The organism is Streptomyces sp. NPDC047017, assembly GCF_040644175.1.
Taxonomy (GTDB): domain Bacteria; phylum Actinomycetota; class Actinomycetes; order Streptomycetales; family Streptomycetaceae; genus Streptomyces.
This window is the reverse complement of record NZ_JBEYVW010000028.1, coordinates 50,441-64,673: the sequence shown is the minus strand read 5'-3', so window position 1 is coordinate 64,673 and position 14,233 is coordinate 50,441. Positions and strand designations below refer to the sequence as shown.

10 protein-coding genes are annotated in these 14,233 nt (G+C 72.4%); 5 read left to right on the top strand and 5 right to left on the bottom strand.

Going from position 1 to position 14,233, the window contains the following annotated elements; all coding sequences use genetic code 11:
• On the bottom strand, positions 1 to 3,516 hold the full coding sequence (gene metH, locus ABZ858_RS34240) for a methionine synthase (protein ID WP_361387823.1): 3,516 nt from the start codon (positions 3,514 to 3,516) through the stop codon (positions 1 to 3).
• Positions 3,517 to 3,816: 300 nt separating this feature from the next.
• Between metH and ABZ858_RS34235 the strand changes: the two genes are divergently transcribed.
• The 5 genes from ABZ858_RS34235 to ABZ858_RS34215 all read left to right on the top strand — a co-directional run bounded on the left by ABZ858_RS34235 (position 3,817) and on the right by ABZ858_RS34215 (position 10,501).
• Positions 3,817 to 4,581 carry an IclR family transcriptional regulator gene (locus ABZ858_RS34235; protein ID WP_361387820.1) on the top strand — a complete coding sequence of 255 codons (765 nt, stop codon included), beginning with the start codon at positions 3,817 to 3,819 and terminating at the stop codon, positions 4,579 to 4,581.
• 423 nt (positions 4,582 to 5,004) lie between these two features.
• Complete coding sequence (locus tag ABZ858_RS34230; RefSeq protein ID WP_361387817.1) at positions 5,005 to 5,799, top strand: MIP/aquaporin family protein; 795 nt, start codon at positions 5,005 to 5,007, stop codon at positions 5,797 to 5,799.
• A gap of 97 nt (positions 5,800 to 5,896) precedes the next feature.
• On the top strand, positions 5,897 to 7,435 hold the full coding sequence (gene glpK / locus ABZ858_RS34225; RefSeq protein ID WP_361387814.1) for a glycerol kinase GlpK: 1,539 nt from the start codon (positions 5,897 to 5,899) through the stop codon (positions 7,433 to 7,435).
• An 8-nt stretch (positions 7,436 to 7,443) separates the two neighbouring features.
• Positions 7,444 to 9,060 (top strand): glycerol-3-phosphate dehydrogenase/oxidase, encoded by a 1,617-nt coding sequence (locus tag ABZ858_RS34220; RefSeq protein WP_361387811.1) that lies wholly within the window; start codon positions 7,444 to 7,446, stop codon positions 9,058 to 9,060.
• 421 nt (positions 9,061 to 9,481) lie between these two features.
• On the top strand, positions 9,482 to 10,501 hold the full coding sequence (locus ABZ858_RS34215; RefSeq protein WP_361387809.1) for a PAC2 family protein: 1,020 nt from the start codon (positions 9,482 to 9,484) through the stop codon (positions 10,499 to 10,501).
• A gap of 69 nt (positions 10,502 to 10,570) precedes the next feature.
• Here ABZ858_RS34215 and mshC read toward each other — a convergent pair whose 3' ends face one another.
• From mshC to ABZ858_RS34195, 4 genes are all read right to left on the bottom strand, one after another.
• On the bottom strand, positions 10,571 to 11,800 hold the full coding sequence (gene mshC / locus ABZ858_RS34210) for a cysteine--1-D-myo-inosityl 2-amino-2-deoxy-alpha-D-glucopyranoside ligase (protein WP_361387806.1): 1,230 nt from the start codon (positions 11,798 to 11,800) through the stop codon (positions 10,571 to 10,573).
• A gap of 209 nt (positions 11,801 to 12,009) precedes the next feature.
• On the bottom strand, positions 12,010 to 12,840 hold the full coding sequence (locus ABZ858_RS34205) for an SCO1664 family protein (protein WP_361387803.1): 831 nt from the start codon (positions 12,838 to 12,840) through the stop codon (positions 12,010 to 12,012).
• Entirely contained in the window at positions 12,804 to 13,394 is a 591-nt protein-coding gene (locus tag ABZ858_RS34200; RefSeq protein WP_361387801.1) for a DUF3090 domain-containing protein, read from the bottom strand. Before ABZ858_RS34200 ends, ABZ858_RS34205 begins: the two co-directional genes overlap by 37 nt.
• A 113-nt stretch (positions 13,395 to 13,507) precedes the next feature.
• Complete coding sequence (locus ABZ858_RS34195; RefSeq protein ID WP_361387798.1) at positions 13,508 to 14,194, bottom strand: histidine phosphatase family protein; 687 nt, start codon at positions 14,192 to 14,194, stop codon at positions 13,508 to 13,510.
• Positions 14,195 to 14,233: the final 39 nt, after the last annotated feature.

Below are 14,233 nucleotides of genomic sequence, written 5' to 3'. Positions count from 1 at the left end.
TCAGCGGGCGTTGAAGTACTTCGCCTCCGGGTGGTGGATCACGATGGCGTCGGTGGACTGCTCCGGGTGGAGCTGGAACTCCTCGGAGAGATGGACGCCGATCCGCTCGGGCTCCAGCAGGGCGGCGATCTTCGCGCGGTCCTCCAGGTCGGGGCAGGCGCCGTAGCCGAGGGAGAAGCGGGCCCCGCGGTACTTCAGCGCGAACATGTCCTCCATGGCGTCCGGGTCCTCGCCGGCGAAGCCCAGTTCGGCGCGCACCCGGGCGTGCCAGTACTCGGCGAGTGCCTCGGCGAGCTGGACGGACAGGCCGTGCAGTTCGAGGTAGTCGCGGTAGGAGTCGGACGCGAACAGGCGCGCGGTCTCCTCGCCGATCCGGGAACCGACGGTGACGACCTGGAAGCCGACCACGTCCGTCTCGCCGGACTCCTCCGGGCGGAAGAAGTCCGCCAGGCACAGGTGCCGGCCGCGCCGCTGGCGCGGGAAGGTGAAGCGGGTGCGCTCGTTGCCCTGCTCGTCCAGGACGATCAGGTCGTCGTCCTTGGACACGCACGGGAAGTAGCCGTGCACGACGGCCGCTTCGAGGAGGTTCTCGGTCTGCAGGCGGTCGAGCAGGCCGCGCAGCCGGGGGCGGCCCTCGGTCTCGACCAGTTCCTCGTACGTCGGACCCTCGCCGGTGCGGGCCTGCTTGAGGCCCCACTGCCCCTTGAACAGGGCGCCCTCGTCCAGCCAGGAGGCGTACTCCTTGAGCTGGATGCCCTTGATCACCCGGGTGCCCCGGAACGGCGGGGTGGGGACGGGGTTGTCGGTGGCGACGTCGGAGCGGACGTGGCCCTCCTGCGGGCGCTCCTCGGCCTGGACGGCGGCGGCCGCCCGCACCCGGCGCTGGCGCAGTTCGGGCAGCTTCGCGCCGGGCACGCCGCGCTTGACCCCGATGAGGGCGTCCATCAGGCGCAGGCCCTCGAAGGCGTCGCGGGCGTAGCGGACCTCGCCCTCGTAGATCTCGTACAGGTCCTGTTCGACGTAGGCCCTGGTCAGAGCGGCGCCGCCGAGGATGACCGGGTAGCTGGCCGCCAGTCCGCGCTGGTTCAGCTCCTCCAGGTTCTCCTTCATGATCACGGTGGACTTGACCAGCAGGCCGGACATGCCGATCACGTCGGCCCGGTGCTCGTCGGCGGCCTCCAGGATCGCGGAGACGGGCTGCTTGATGCCCAGGTTGACGACGTTGTAGCCGTTGTTGGACAGGATGATGTCGACGAGGTTCTTGCCGATGTCGTGCACGTCGCCGCGCACCGTGGCGAGCACGATGGTGCCCTTGCCCTCGGCGTCCGACTTCTCCATGTGCGGCTCCAGGTGGGCCACCGCGGCCTTCATCACCTCGGCGGACTGGAGCACGAACGGGAGCTGCATCTGCCCGGAGCCGAACAGCTCGCCGACGACCTTCATGCCGTCCAGCAGGATCTCGTTGACGATCTCCAGGGCGGGCCGGGCCTGGAGGGCCTCGTCCAGGTCGGCCTCCAGGCCGTTGCGCTCGCCGTCGATGATCCGCCGCTTGAGGCGCTCCTCCAGCGGCAGCGCGGCCAGCTCCTCGGCCTTGCCCGCCTTGAGCGACTTGGCGGTGGCGCCCTCGAACAGCTGCATGAGCTTCTGCAGCGGGTCGTAGCCCTCGCGGCGCCGGTCGTGGATCAGGTCGAGGGCCGTGGTCACCTCCTCCTCGCTGAACCGGGCGATCGGCAGGATCTTCGAGGCGTGCACGATCGCCGAGTCCAGGCCCGCCTTGACGCACTCGTCCAGGAAGACGCTGTTCAGCAGGATGCGGGCGGCCGGGTTCAGGCCGAAGGAGATGTTCGACAGGCCCAGGGTGGTCTGCACCTCGGGGTGGCGGCGCTTCAGCTCCCGGATGCCCTCGATGGTGGCGACGCCGTCGCCGCGGGACTCCTCCTGGCCGGTGCAGATGGTGAAGGTGAGGCAGTCGACGAGGATGTCCTCCTCGTGGATGCCCCAGTTGCCCGTCAGGTCCGCGATCAGCCGCTGGGCGATCTCGACCTTCTTCTCGGCGGTGCGGGCCTGGCCCTTCTCGTCGATGGTCAGGGCGATCAGCGCCGCGCCGTGCTCCTGGGCGAGCCGGGTGACCTTCGCGAACCGCGAGTCGGGTCCGTCGCCGTCCTCGTAGTTCACCGAGTTGATCACCGCGCGGCCGCCCAGCTTCTCCAGGCCCGCCCGGATGACCTCCACCTCGGTGGAGTCCAGCACGATCGGCAGCGTGGAGGCCGTCGCGAACCGCCCGGCCAGCTCCGCCATGTCGGCCACACCGTCGCGGCCGACGTAGTCCACGCACAGGTCCAGCAGGTGCGCGCCCTCCCGGATCTGCTCGCGCGCCATCTCCACACAGTCGTCCCAGCGGCCCTCCAGCATGGCCTCGCGGAACTTCTTCGACCCGTTCGCGTTGGTCCGCTCGCCGATCGCCAGGTACGAGGTGTCCTGCCGGAACGGCACCGTCTGGTAGAGCGAGGCGGCGCCCGGCTCGGGGCGCGGGTCGCGCTCGGCCGGCACCAGGCCGCGCACCCGCTCCACCACCTGGCGCAGGTGCTCCGGCGTCGTGCCGCAGCAGCCGCCGATCAGGGACAGGCCGTAGTCGCGGACGAAGTTCTCCTGCGCGTCGGCCAGGCCCTCCGGGTCGAGCGGGAAGTGCGCGCCGTCCTTGGTGAGCACCGGCAGGCCCGCGTTGGGCATGCACAGCAGCGGGATGCGCGAGTGCCGGGTGAGGTAGCGCAGGTGCTCGCTCATCTCGGCCGGGCCGGTCGAGCAGTTCAGGCCGATCATGTCGATGCCCAGCGGCTCGAGCGCGGTGAGCGCCGCGCCGATCTCCGAGCCCAGCAGCATGGTGCCGGTCGTCTCGAACGCCATCGACACCAGCAGCGGCACCTGGACGCCGGCGGCCTCGATGGCGCGCCGGGCGCCGAGCACCGAGGCCTTGGTCTGCAGCAGGTCCTGGGTGGTCTCCACGATCAGCGCGTCGGCGCCGCCGGCCAGCAGGCCCTCCGCGTTGGCCTGGTAGCCGTCGCGGATCACGGCGTAGCCGACGTGGCCGAGGGTGGGCAGCTTGGTGCCGGGGCCGATCGAGCCGAGCACCCAGCGGGTGCGGCCGTCCCGGGCGGCGTACTCGTCGGCGACCTCGCGGGCGATCCGGGCGCCGGCCTCGGACAGCTCGTGCACCCGGTCGGCGATCTCGTACTCCGCCGCCGCGGTGTGGTTGGCGCCGAAGGTGTTGGTCTCCACGCAGTCGACGTCCGCGGCGAAGTACGCCTCGTGGACGGAGCGCACGATGTCGGGGCGGGTGACGTTCAGGACCTCGTTGCAGCCTTCGAGGTCCTGGAAGTCCTCCAGGGTGGGGTCCTGGGCCTGGAGCATGGTGCCCATGGCGCCGTCGGCGACCACCACGCGGGTGGCGAGCGCCTCGCGGAGGGCGGACACGCGGGTCCGGCTGTCGGCTGAAGGGGTCGGCGGCAACGCGGCCATGGAGGGGCTCCCTGTAGGTGCGACGGCTGTCGGCTTTGCGTCTTCCCCGATGATGCCGGGCGGGCCCGGGACCCTCCGGGAAGGGCGCACGCCGCAAGCGTAGCGGGGACCGCCACCCGATGGCCGGGGCGTCCACCACACGGACCAGGCGGCCGGGGAGGTCGCCGGGCGGCCGGAACCGGTGACCGGTGTCGGCCGATCATTGGCGGGGAGTCGCCGGCGACCGGTAGTGTTCGACATTGCCGAACGGTGGCGGTGATCTGACGCCGACGGCCGAAGGGGACGGAGGGCAGGACGGCGATGGCACGGAACATCCAGTCGCTCGAACGGGCGGCGGCGATGCTGCGGCTGCTCGCGGGCGGCGAGCGACGGCTCGGCCTGTCGGACATCGCCTCGTCGCTGGGCCTCGCCAAGGGCACCGCCCACGGCATCCTGCGCACCCTTCAGCAGGAGGGGTTCGTGGAACAGGACGACGCCTCCGGCCGCTACCAGCTCGGCGCGGAACTGCTGCGCCTGGGCACCACCTATCTCGACGTGCACGAACTGCGGGCGCGCGCCCTGGTGTGGGCCGACGACCTGGCCCGCTCCAGCGGCGAGAGCGTCCACCTGGGCGTGCTGCACCAGCAGGGCGTGCTGATCGTGCACCACGTCTTCCGCCCCGACGACAGCCGGCAGGTGCTGGAGATCGGCGCGATGCAGCCGCTGCACTCCACGGCCCTCGGCAAGGTCCTGTCGGCGTACGACCCGGTGGCGCACAGCGAGGCGGTGGAGGCCGAGCGCAAGGCGTTCACGGACCGGACGGTGTGCGCCCCGGACGACTTCGAGCACCTCCTCGACCTCACCCGCGCGCGCGGGTGGGCGGCCGACGTGGAGGAGACCTGGGAGGGCGTGTCGTCCATCGCCGCGCCCATCCACGACCGGCGGCGGATGCCGGTCGGCGCGGTCGGCATCACCGGCGCCGTGGAGCGGGTGTGCCGGGACGGGGAGCTGCGCCCCGAGCTGATCGCGGCGGTGCGGGACTGCGCCCGGGCGGTCTCCCGGGACCTGGGCGCCGGGCGGTTCTGAGCGCCGTACGGGCCGCGGCGCCCCCCGCGCCCCGTCTTTTCTTTGGAGTGCTCCCGTTCTTTTCTTTGGAGTGCTCCCGTCTTCTTTGGAGTGCTCCCGGCGTTCCCGGTGGTCCCGCCCTCTTCCCCAGGGGCCTTCCGGCCGGTACTCCATCGGTGTACCGGCCCTTGCGCGCGCCCGCGTACGGCCCGGTGGACCGGGGCGTTCAGTAACGATCGTGCTTTCGGCAACAGAAGTCTTGACGCCTGTGTGACGACGAGGTGAGACTCGCGTCCATCGGTCGGCATTGTCGAACACTTTGCGGAAAATCGCGTTAGAGTGTGACAACGCCAAGGGCCGGCATCGCTCTCACCCCGAGGGCACCAGACCCCCGGAGGGACCCGGGGTTCGGCTTCCCCTGGACGAAGGACAAAGGAGTCGCGGGTGTCCAGCTCCGACATCTTCATCGGCGAGACCATCGGTACCGCCATACTCATCCTGCTCGGCGGCGGTGTCTGCGCCGCCGTCACCCTGAAGGCGTCCAAGGCCCGCAACGCGGGCTGGCTCGCCATCGCCTTCGGATGGGGCTTCGCGGTCATGACCGCCGCCTACATCTCGGGCCCGCTCTCCGGCGCCCACCTCAACCCGGCCCTGACGATCGCCCTCGCCATCAAGGACGGCTCGTGGTCGAACGTGCCGACCTACCTGGCCGGCCAGCTGCTCGGCGCGATGATCGGGGCGGTGCTGGTCTGGGTCACCTACTACGGCCAGTTCCAGGCGCACCTGACCGACAAGGAGATCGTCGGCGGCCCCGGCGCGCAGGCCACCGGCACCAAGGCGGTCGAGGCGCAGGAGAAGGGCGCCGGCCCGGTGCTCGGTGTCTTCTCCACCGGCCCGGAGATCCGCAACGTGGCGCAGAACCTCATCACCGAGGTCGTCGGCACGTTCGTGCTGATCCTGGCGATCCTCACCCAGGGCCTGAACGACAAGGGCAACGGTCTCGGTGTCATCGGCGCCCTGATCACCGGCTTCGTGGTCGTCTCCATCGGCCTCTCGCTGGGCGGCCCCACGGGCTACGCGATCAACCCGGTCCGTGACCTCGGTCCCCGTATCGTGCACGCCCTCCTCCCGCTGCCGAACAAGGGCGGCTCGGACTGGAGCTACGCGTGGATCCCGGTGGTCGGCCCGCTGATCGGCGCGGCCATCGCCGCGGGCGTCTACAACGTCGCCTTCGCCTGACGACCGGTGTGCCCGCCGCCGCGCGGCGGCGGGCACCGAGCCGCACCGCGCGTCCCCGACGCGCCGCCCCACAGACTTCGGACCCCAGGAGCAGACAGTGACCGACGCCCACACCGCCGGACCCTTCATCGCCGCCATCGACCAGGGCACGACCTCGTCCCGCTGCATCGTCTTCGACCGGGACGGCCGGATCGTCTCGGTCGACCAGAAGGAGCACGAGCAGATCTTCCCCAAGCCGGGCTGGGTCGAGCACGACGCCGCCGAGATCTGGACCAACGTCCAGGAGGTCGTCGCCGGCGCCGTGGAGAAGGCCGGCATCACCCGCGACGACATCAAGGCCATCGGCATCACCAACCAGCGCGAGACCACCGTGCTGTGGGACAAGAACACCGGTGAGCCCGTCCACAACGCCATCGTCTGGCAGGACACCCGCACCGGCGCGCTCTGCCGGGAGCTGGGCCGCAACGTCGGCCAGGACCGCTTCCGCCGCGAGACCGGCCTGCCGCTGGCGTCCTACTTCGCCGGCCCCAAGGCCCGCTGGCTGCTCGACAACGTCGAGGGCCTGCGCGAGCGCGCCGAGGCCGGCGACATCCTCTTCGGCACCATGGACACCTGGGTCATCTGGAACCTGACCGGCGGGGTGGACGGCGGCAAGCACGTCACCGACGTCACCAACGCCTCCCGCACCCTGCTGATGAACCTGCACACCATGGAGTGGGACGAGCGGATCGCCGAGTCGATCGGCGTGCCGATGCAGCTCCTGCCCGAGATCCGCTCCTCCGCCGAGGTCTACGGCGAGATCGCGGGCGGCCGCCTCGGCGACCTGCTCGGCGGCATCCCGGTCGCCTCCGCGCTCGGTGACCAGCAGGCGGCCCTGTTCGGCCAGACCTGTTTCGCCGAGGGCGAGACCAAGTCGACGTACGGCACCGGCACCTTCATGGTGATGAACACCGGCGACAAGATCATCAACTCCTACAGCGGGCTGCTGACCACGGTCGGCTACCAGATCGGCGACCAGAAGCCGGTCTACGCCCTGGAGGGCTCGATCGCCGTCACCGGCTCCCTGGTGCAGTGGATGCGCGACCAGATGGGCCTGATCTCCACCGCCGCCGAGATCGAGACGCTCGCGCTCTCGGTCGAGGACAACGGCGGCGCCTACTTCGTACCGGCCTTCTCCGGCCTGTTCGCCCCGTACTGGCGCTCCGACGCCCGCGGGGTGATCGCCGGCCTGACCCGGTACGTCACCAAGGCGCACCTCGCGCGCGCCGTCCTGGAGGCCACCGCCTGGCAGACGCGGGAGATCGCGGACGCCATGACCAAGGACTCCGGCGTCGAGCTGACGGCGCTGAAGGTCGACGGCGGCATGACCTCCAACAACCTGCTGATGCAGACGCTCTCGGACTTCCTGGACGCCCCCGTGGTGCGCCCGATGGTCGCCGAGACCACCTGCCTCGGCGCCGCCTACGCCGCCGGTCTCGCCGTCGGCTTCTGGGCCTCCACCGACGACCTGCGGCAGAACTGGCGCCGGGCCGCCGAATGGACCCCCCGCATGGACGCGGACACCCGCGACCGTGAGTACAAGAGCTGGCTCAAGGCCGTCGAGCGGACCATGGGCTGGATCGAGGACGAGGAGTAAGAACCGCAATGACCAGTCAGTCCACCCTGCAGTCCGTGCCTGCCCTGGGCACGCACCCGGCCTCCGGCTCCAACCCGAGCCGCGCCGAGACCCGGGAGCAGCTCTCCAAGGCGACGTACGACCTCCTCGTGATCGGCGGCGGCATCCTGGGCATCTCCACCGCCTGGCACGCCGCGCAGTCCGGGCTCAGGGTGGCCCTGGTCGACGCCGGCGACTTCGCCGGCGCCACCTCCTCCGCCTCCTCCAAGCTGCTCCACGGCGGTCTGCGCTACCTGCAGACCGGCGCGGTGAAGCTGGTGGCGGAGAACCACTTCGAGCGCCGTGCGGTCTCCCGCCAGGTGGCCCCCCACCTGGCGAACCCGCTCACCTTCTACCTCCCCGTGTACAAGGGCGGCCCGCACGGCGCGGCGAAGCTCGGGGCGGGCGTGTTCGCCTACTCCGCGCTGTCCGCGTTCGGCGACGGCGTGGGCCACCTGCTCAGCCCGGCGAAGGCCGCGCAGGACGTGCCCGAGCTGCGCACCGAGAACCTCAAGGCCGTGGCCGTCTACGGCGACGACCAGATGAACGACGCGCGCATGGCGCTGATGACGGTCCGCGCGGCCGTCGAGGCGGGCGCGGTCGTCCTCAACCACGCCGAGGTCACCGGGCTGCGCTTCACCAAGGGCCGGGTCACCGGCGCCGAGCTGAAGGACCGGCTGTCCGGCGACGAGTTCGGCGTGGCCGCCCGGCTGGTGCTGAACGCCACCGGCCCGTGGGTGGACCACCTGCGCAGGATGGAGGACCCGAACGCGGCGCCGTCCATCCGGCTGTCCAAGGGCGCGCACCTGGTCCTCAAGCGCACCGCCCCGTGGAAGGCCGCGCTGGCCACCCCGATCGACAAGTACCGCATCACCTTCGCCCTCCCCTGGGAGGACATGCTGCTGCTCGGCACCACCGACGAGGAGTACGAGGGCGACCCGGCCGATGTCGCGGTCAACGACAAGGACGTCGCGCAGATACTCGACGAGGCCGCGTTCTCCATCCGCGACCAGCAGCTCGACCGGGACCTGATCACGTACGCCTTCGCCGGGCTGCGGGTGCTGCCGGGCGGTCCCGGCGACACCGCCAAGGCCAAGCGCGAGACGGTGGTGACCGAGGGCAGGGGCGGCATGCTGTCCGTGGCGGGCGGCAAGTGGACGACGTTCCGGCACATCGGCCGCACCGTGATGAAGAAGCTGGAGGCGCTGCCGGGGCACCCGCTGGGCGACGACTTCGAGCCGATCTCCACGCTGCCGAAGAAGCTGCCGCTGCCGGGCATCGCCAACCCGCGCGCGGTCGCCCACCGGCTGCTGGTGGACCGTCCGGCGCCCGGCCCCCGGATGGCCGCCGACACCGCCCGGCACCTGGCCACGCACTACGGTTCGCTCGCCTTCGACATCGCCCGCCTCACCAACGAGCGCCCGGAACTGGGTGAGCGGGTCCACCCGGACGCCCCGGAGATCTGGGCGCAGGTCGTGTGGGCCCGGGACAACGAGTGGGCCGAGACGGCGGACGACGTGCTGCGCCGCCGTACGACGCTGACGATCCGCGGCCTGGCCACGGACGAGGTCCGGGCGAAGGTCCAGGACGTGCTCGACGGGAAGTGATCGCCGCACGGCGGCGATACGTCGGTGATACGGCGGCGATACGTCGGTGATACGGCGGTGACACGTCGGTGATACGGCGGTGGTCCCGGGACGCCGGTGAGGTCCGGTCCCCCTGCGCGGGGGCCGGTTCTCGGCGCGTGGGGCATGATCGTCTCCGGTGCGCCGCGGCCCGGCGGCCGGCTGCCCGAGGAGAGCGAACTGGCCGCCGCCGACCTGGAGTTCCACCGGGGCGTCGCGTGAACGGTCGAAGGCGGGGGCGGTCCGCCGGGCCGGGCGGTACCGGCCGACGATCATGGGTGTCCGGGCGGCCCGGACGGGGCAGGCATGCGTTCACTCCCCCGTGCAAGGGGGTCGCGGGCGCCCCCGCCGCACGCCGTAAGGTTGGTGGGTCAGGCGAGGGCACGTCGGAAGGAGGCACTGGGTGATCGAGCTGGAGGGGGTTCCCGAGCTGATCGACCCAGTCATGGTGGCCGCGTTCGAGGGCTGGAACGATGCCGGTGACGCCGCCTCCGCGGCGGTCGCGCACCTGGAGAGCGAATGGAAGGGCGAGGTGTTCGCGGCGCTGGACGCCGAGGACTACTACGACTTCCAGGTGAACCGCCCCACGGTGTTCATGGACGGCGGAGTGCGCAAGATCACCTGGCCGACGACCAGGCTCTCGGTGGTCCGGGTCGGCGGCGAGAAACCGCGCGACCTCGTGCTGGTGCGCGGGATCGAACCGTCCATGCGGTGGCGCTCGTTCTGCAACGAACTGCTCGGCTTCGCGCACGAGCTGGGCGTGGAGATGGTGGTCGTCCTCGGCGCGCTGCTGGGTGACACCCCGCACACCCGTCCGGTCCCGATCAGCGGGACCACCTCGGACGCGGACCTGGCCCGCCGGTTGGATCTGGAGGAGACCAAGTACGAGGGTCCGACGGGCATCGTGGGCGTACTCCAGGAGGCCTGTACGCACGCCGGGGTGCCGGCGGTCTCCCTGTGGGCCGCGGTCCCGCACTACGTCTCGCAGCCGCCCAACCCGAAGGCCACGCTGGCCCTGCTGAACCGGCTGGAGGACCTGCTCGACCTGCGCATCCCGCTCGGCGAGCTGCCGGAGGACGCGCGCGCCTGGCAGGTGGGCGTGGACCAGCTGGCCGCCGAGGACACCGAGGTCGCCGAGTACGTCCAGACACTGGAGGAGGCCCGGGACACCGCCGAGCTGCCGGAGGCGTCGGGCGAGGCGATCGCCCGCGAGTTCGAGCGCTACCTGCGGCGCCGGGACGGCGGCGGCCCCACCGCGGGCGGACACGCCACGGACGGCGGCGACAGCGGCTCGTACCTGCGCGACGGCCGGGACGGCCCGGGCGGTACCGGCCCCGGCGGGCGGACGAGGCCGCCGAAACCGCCCCGGCCGGAGGCGGAGCCGGACGACGGCGACGCGGGGGACGATTCCTCGGAGGAGTGAAGGGACAGGGGCGGTGCGCAGCGCGCACCGCCCCTGTCGCCGTACCGGCCGGACGCCCGGCCGGCCGGGTCAGAGCGCCACGCCCAGCAGGGCGTCCACCGTGCGGGAGACCAGGCCGGGGGCGCCGGTGTCGGTGCCGCCCCGCTGCTGCTGGAGGGCCGCCCAGCGGTCGACCGCGGCGAGGGCGGCCGGGGCGTCGAGGTCCTCGGCGAGGGCGGCGCGGACCTCCTCCACCAGGGCGTCGGCGGAGGGACCGTCGGGCCGGGAGACCGCGGCGCGCCAGCGGTCCAGGCGGGCGACGGCGTCCTGGAGCACCTGGTCGGTCCACTCCCAGTCGGCGCGGTAGTGGTGGGCGAGGAGCGTGAGCCGGATGGCCGCGGGGTCCACGCCGTCGCGCCGCAGCCGCGAGACGAAGACGAGGTTGCCCTTGGACTTGGACATCTTCTCGCCGTCCAGGGCGACCATGCCGGCGTGCACGTACGCCTTGGCCATCGGGAACTCGCCGGTGAGCACCTGGGCGTGCGAGGCGCCCATCTCGTGGTGCGGGAAGGCTAGGTCGGAGCCGCCGCCCTGGACGTCGAAGCCCATGCCGAGGTGGTCGAGGGCGATGGCCACGCACTCGATGTGCCAGCCGGGCCGGCCGGGTCCGAGGGAGGCGCCGTCCCAGCTGGGCTCGCCGTCGCGGGCCGCCATCCACAGCATCGGGTCGAGGGGGTTCTTCTTGCCGGGCCGCTCGGGGTCGCCGCCGCGCTCGGCGGACAGCAGCCGCATCGCGGCCGCGTCGAGGCGGGAGACCTGGCCGAAATGCGGGTCGGACTCGACGGAGAAGTAGACGTCGCCCTCCAGGTCGTAGGCCGCGCCGAGATCGCGCAGCCGTTCGACCAGGGGGACGATGCCGGGTATCGCCTCCACGGCGCCTATGTAGTGGCGCGGGGGCAGCATTCGCAGGGCGGTCATGTCCTCGCGGAACAGGACCGTCTCCCGCTCGGCCAGCTTCACCCAGTCGAGGCCGTCGCGCTGCGCCCGCTCCAGCAGCGGATCGTCGACGTCGGTCACGTTCTGGACGTAATGGACCTGCCGCTTGGTGTCGAGCCACACGCGCTGGACGAGGTCGAACGCGTTGTAGGTCGCCGCGTGACCCATGTGGGTCGCGTCGTACGGCGTGATGCCGCAGACGTAGAGACGGGCGACGGGACCGGGGGCGAGGGTGACCAGGCCGCCGGTCGCGGTGTCGTGGATCCTCAGGTCGCGGCCCTGACCAGGCAGGGCGGGGACCTCGGAAGCGGGCCAGGCATGCATGTCATGAGCGTAACCGGACCGCGGTCCCGTCTACGAACCGGATCGGTGCGGATGGCCGGTCAGGCGTTCTTGCGGGACGGGGGCGGGTGTGCTCGCGCGGAGGTTCCGGGCGATCCGGGCAGGCGCGGCGGTCTCGTCCGGATCATGCCGGGTTCGGATCATGCCGGGCCCGCGGGGTCCGGCATGATCCGAACCCCCGGCGGAAGACCCTAGACAGGCGGCCACGGGATGGCGGGCCATTCGCCGGTCGGCTCCGGGTGGACGCCGGAGGCGAGCAGGGCGTCGACGCGGGCGCGGGTGGCGTCGGCCTCCGCCGGGGTGATCAGGCCCGCCAGCCGGGCCGCGAGGGCGCCGCCCTCGGCCAGGGCGTCCTTGAGGCCCTTGAGGACGCACAGGGCCTCCTGGGGCAGCGGCTCGCCCGCCCAGCCCCACAGGAGGGTGCGCAGCTTGTTCTCGGCGTGGAAGGCGACGCCGTGGTCGATGCCGTACAGCCGCCCGTCCGGGGCGGGCAGCAGATGGCCGCCCTTGCGGTCGGCGTTGTTGATCACGGCGTCCAGCACGGCCAGGCGCCGCAGCCGCTCGTCGTCGGCGTGCACGAGCAGCGCGGTGCGGTCCTCGCCGACCTCGGCGAACCCGATCGCCTTCCAGCCGGGGCCGGGCTCCTCGGCGTCGAGCAGCGCCAGCAGCTCCGCCTCCGGGGCCGCCTCGATCCACAGCTGGACCATGCCCTCGCCGTAGGGGCCCTCGCGCAGCACGGTGGGCGGCACCAGGCCCCAGCCGGTCGCCTCGGAGACCTCGTAGGCGGCCACCTCGCGCCCGGCGAGGGTGCCGTCCGGGAAGTCCCACAGCGGGCGCTCCCCCGCGACCGGCTTGTAGACGCAGGACGCCTCCGCGCCGTCGTGGGCGACCGTGCAGAACAGCGCCGCGTTGGACGCCTCGCGGATGCGGCCGCGCACGGTCAGCTCACCGCGGGCGAGCAGCCCGGCCGCGGCGGCGCCGGGCGTCACGCCCCGCGGCGGTATCCGTTCTGGCGCGGGCATACGTGTCCTTCCGGGTCGAGCGGGAGGCTGCACAGCGGGCACGGCGGCCGCCCGGCGTTGACGACGTCGAGGGCGCGCTTGGCGAAGGCCCTCGCCTGCGCGCCGGTGAGCCGGACCCGCAGCATCGGCGGGCCGTTCTCCTCGTCCTGGAGCAGCCGCTCCTCGGCCTCGGCGAGGTCCTCCTCGGACTCCGCGTCGAGTTCGACGAGGGCCTGCGCCTCGACGATCATGCGCTGTTCCTCGCCGTCCCAGGCCAGCGCCATGGTGCCGACCCGGAACTCCTCCTCGACGGGGGAGTCCAGCGGACGGCTGTCGGTGACCTCGGTGGGGGCGACCGCGGGCACCGCCGCGTTGCCGCCGCTGCGGCGCACCACCTCGTCGAGCAGTTCGTCCATGCGTTCGGCGAGCGCGGCGACCTGGGTCTTCTCCAGGGCCACGCTGGTCACCCGGGGGCCGGCGGTGGCCTGGAGGAAGAACGTACGGCGCCCGGGCAGTCCGACCGTGCCGGCCACGAAGCGGTCCGGGGGGTCGTAGAGGAACACCTGACGGGACACGTCCTGTCTCCATGGGGATCGGGGGGAGGTCGGGGGATCGGGGCGGGGGGACCGGGATCACGACGGGAGTCGGGAAGCCGGCGGCGACCGCTTCACCCTACTGCGGCCGACGATCACGGTGCGCCCGCGCCGCCCCCCACGGCGGCGTCGCCGTCCGCCTGCTCCTCGCGCGGGGCCAGCGACGCGAAGTCGCCGGTGTCGCCGAGCCGGACGAGGAAGGGCCGCAGCCGGGTGTAGCGGATCGCGGTGACGGAGCACGGTTCGACGGAGACCCGCTGGAAGAGGTCGAGGTGCAGGCCGAGGGCGTCGGCGACGAGGGACTTGATGATGTCGCCGTGCGAGCACATCAGGTAGACGGCGTCGGCGCCGTGGTCGCGCTCCACGCGCGCGTTCCACTCGCGCACCGCCTCGGCGGCGCGGGTCTGCATGGCGCGCATGGACTCGCCGCCGGGGAAGGCCGCCGCCGAGGGGTGCGACTGCACCACTTCCATCAGCGGTTCGTCCTTGAGTTCGGCGAGCTTGCGGCCGGACCAGTCGCCGTAGTGGCACTCCCCGATCCGCTCGTCCGTGTGTACGGGCAGACCGGGCCGGGCGTCCAGGAGAGGCTGTACGGTCTCCTGGCAGCGTTGCAGCGGGCTGGTGACGACCTCGGCGAGCGGCAGGCCGTCGAGCCTGCCGGGCAGCGCGGCGGCCTGCGCGGCGCCGCGTTCGTCGAGGGCGACGCCGGGCGTCCAGCCGGCGAGCAGTCCCGCGGTGTTGGCGGTGGAACGTCCGTGCCTGACGAGGATCAGCGTGGGCATGCGGCCAGCGTAGGCGTACCCGCGGCTCCGGCGTCGGCC

Excerpts from the sequence above, each read along its gene's own strand:
- metH (WP_361387823.1), bottom strand. The coding sequence starts at position 3,516 with ATGGCCGCGTTGCCGCCGACCCCTTCAGCCGACAGCCGGACCCGCGTG.
- ABZ858_RS34220 (WP_361387811.1), top strand. The coding sequence starts at position 7,444 with ATGACCAGTCAGTCCACCCTGCAGTCCGTGCCTGCCCTGGGCACGCAC.
- mshC (WP_361387806.1), bottom strand. The coding sequence starts at position 11,800 with ATGCATGCCTGGCCCGCTTCCGAGGTCCCCGCCCTGCCTGGTCAGGGC.
- ABZ858_RS34235 (WP_361387820.1), top strand. The coding sequence starts at position 3,817 with ATGGCACGGAACATCCAGTCGCTCGAACGGGCGGCGGCGATGCTGCGG.
- ABZ858_RS34195 (WP_361387798.1), bottom strand. The coding sequence starts at position 14,194 with ATGCCCACGCTGATCCTCGTCAGGCACGGACGTTCCACCGCCAACACC.
- ABZ858_RS34205 (WP_361387803.1), bottom strand. The coding sequence starts at position 12,840 with ATGCCCGCGCCAGAACGGATACCGCCGCGGGGCGTGACGCCCGGCGCC.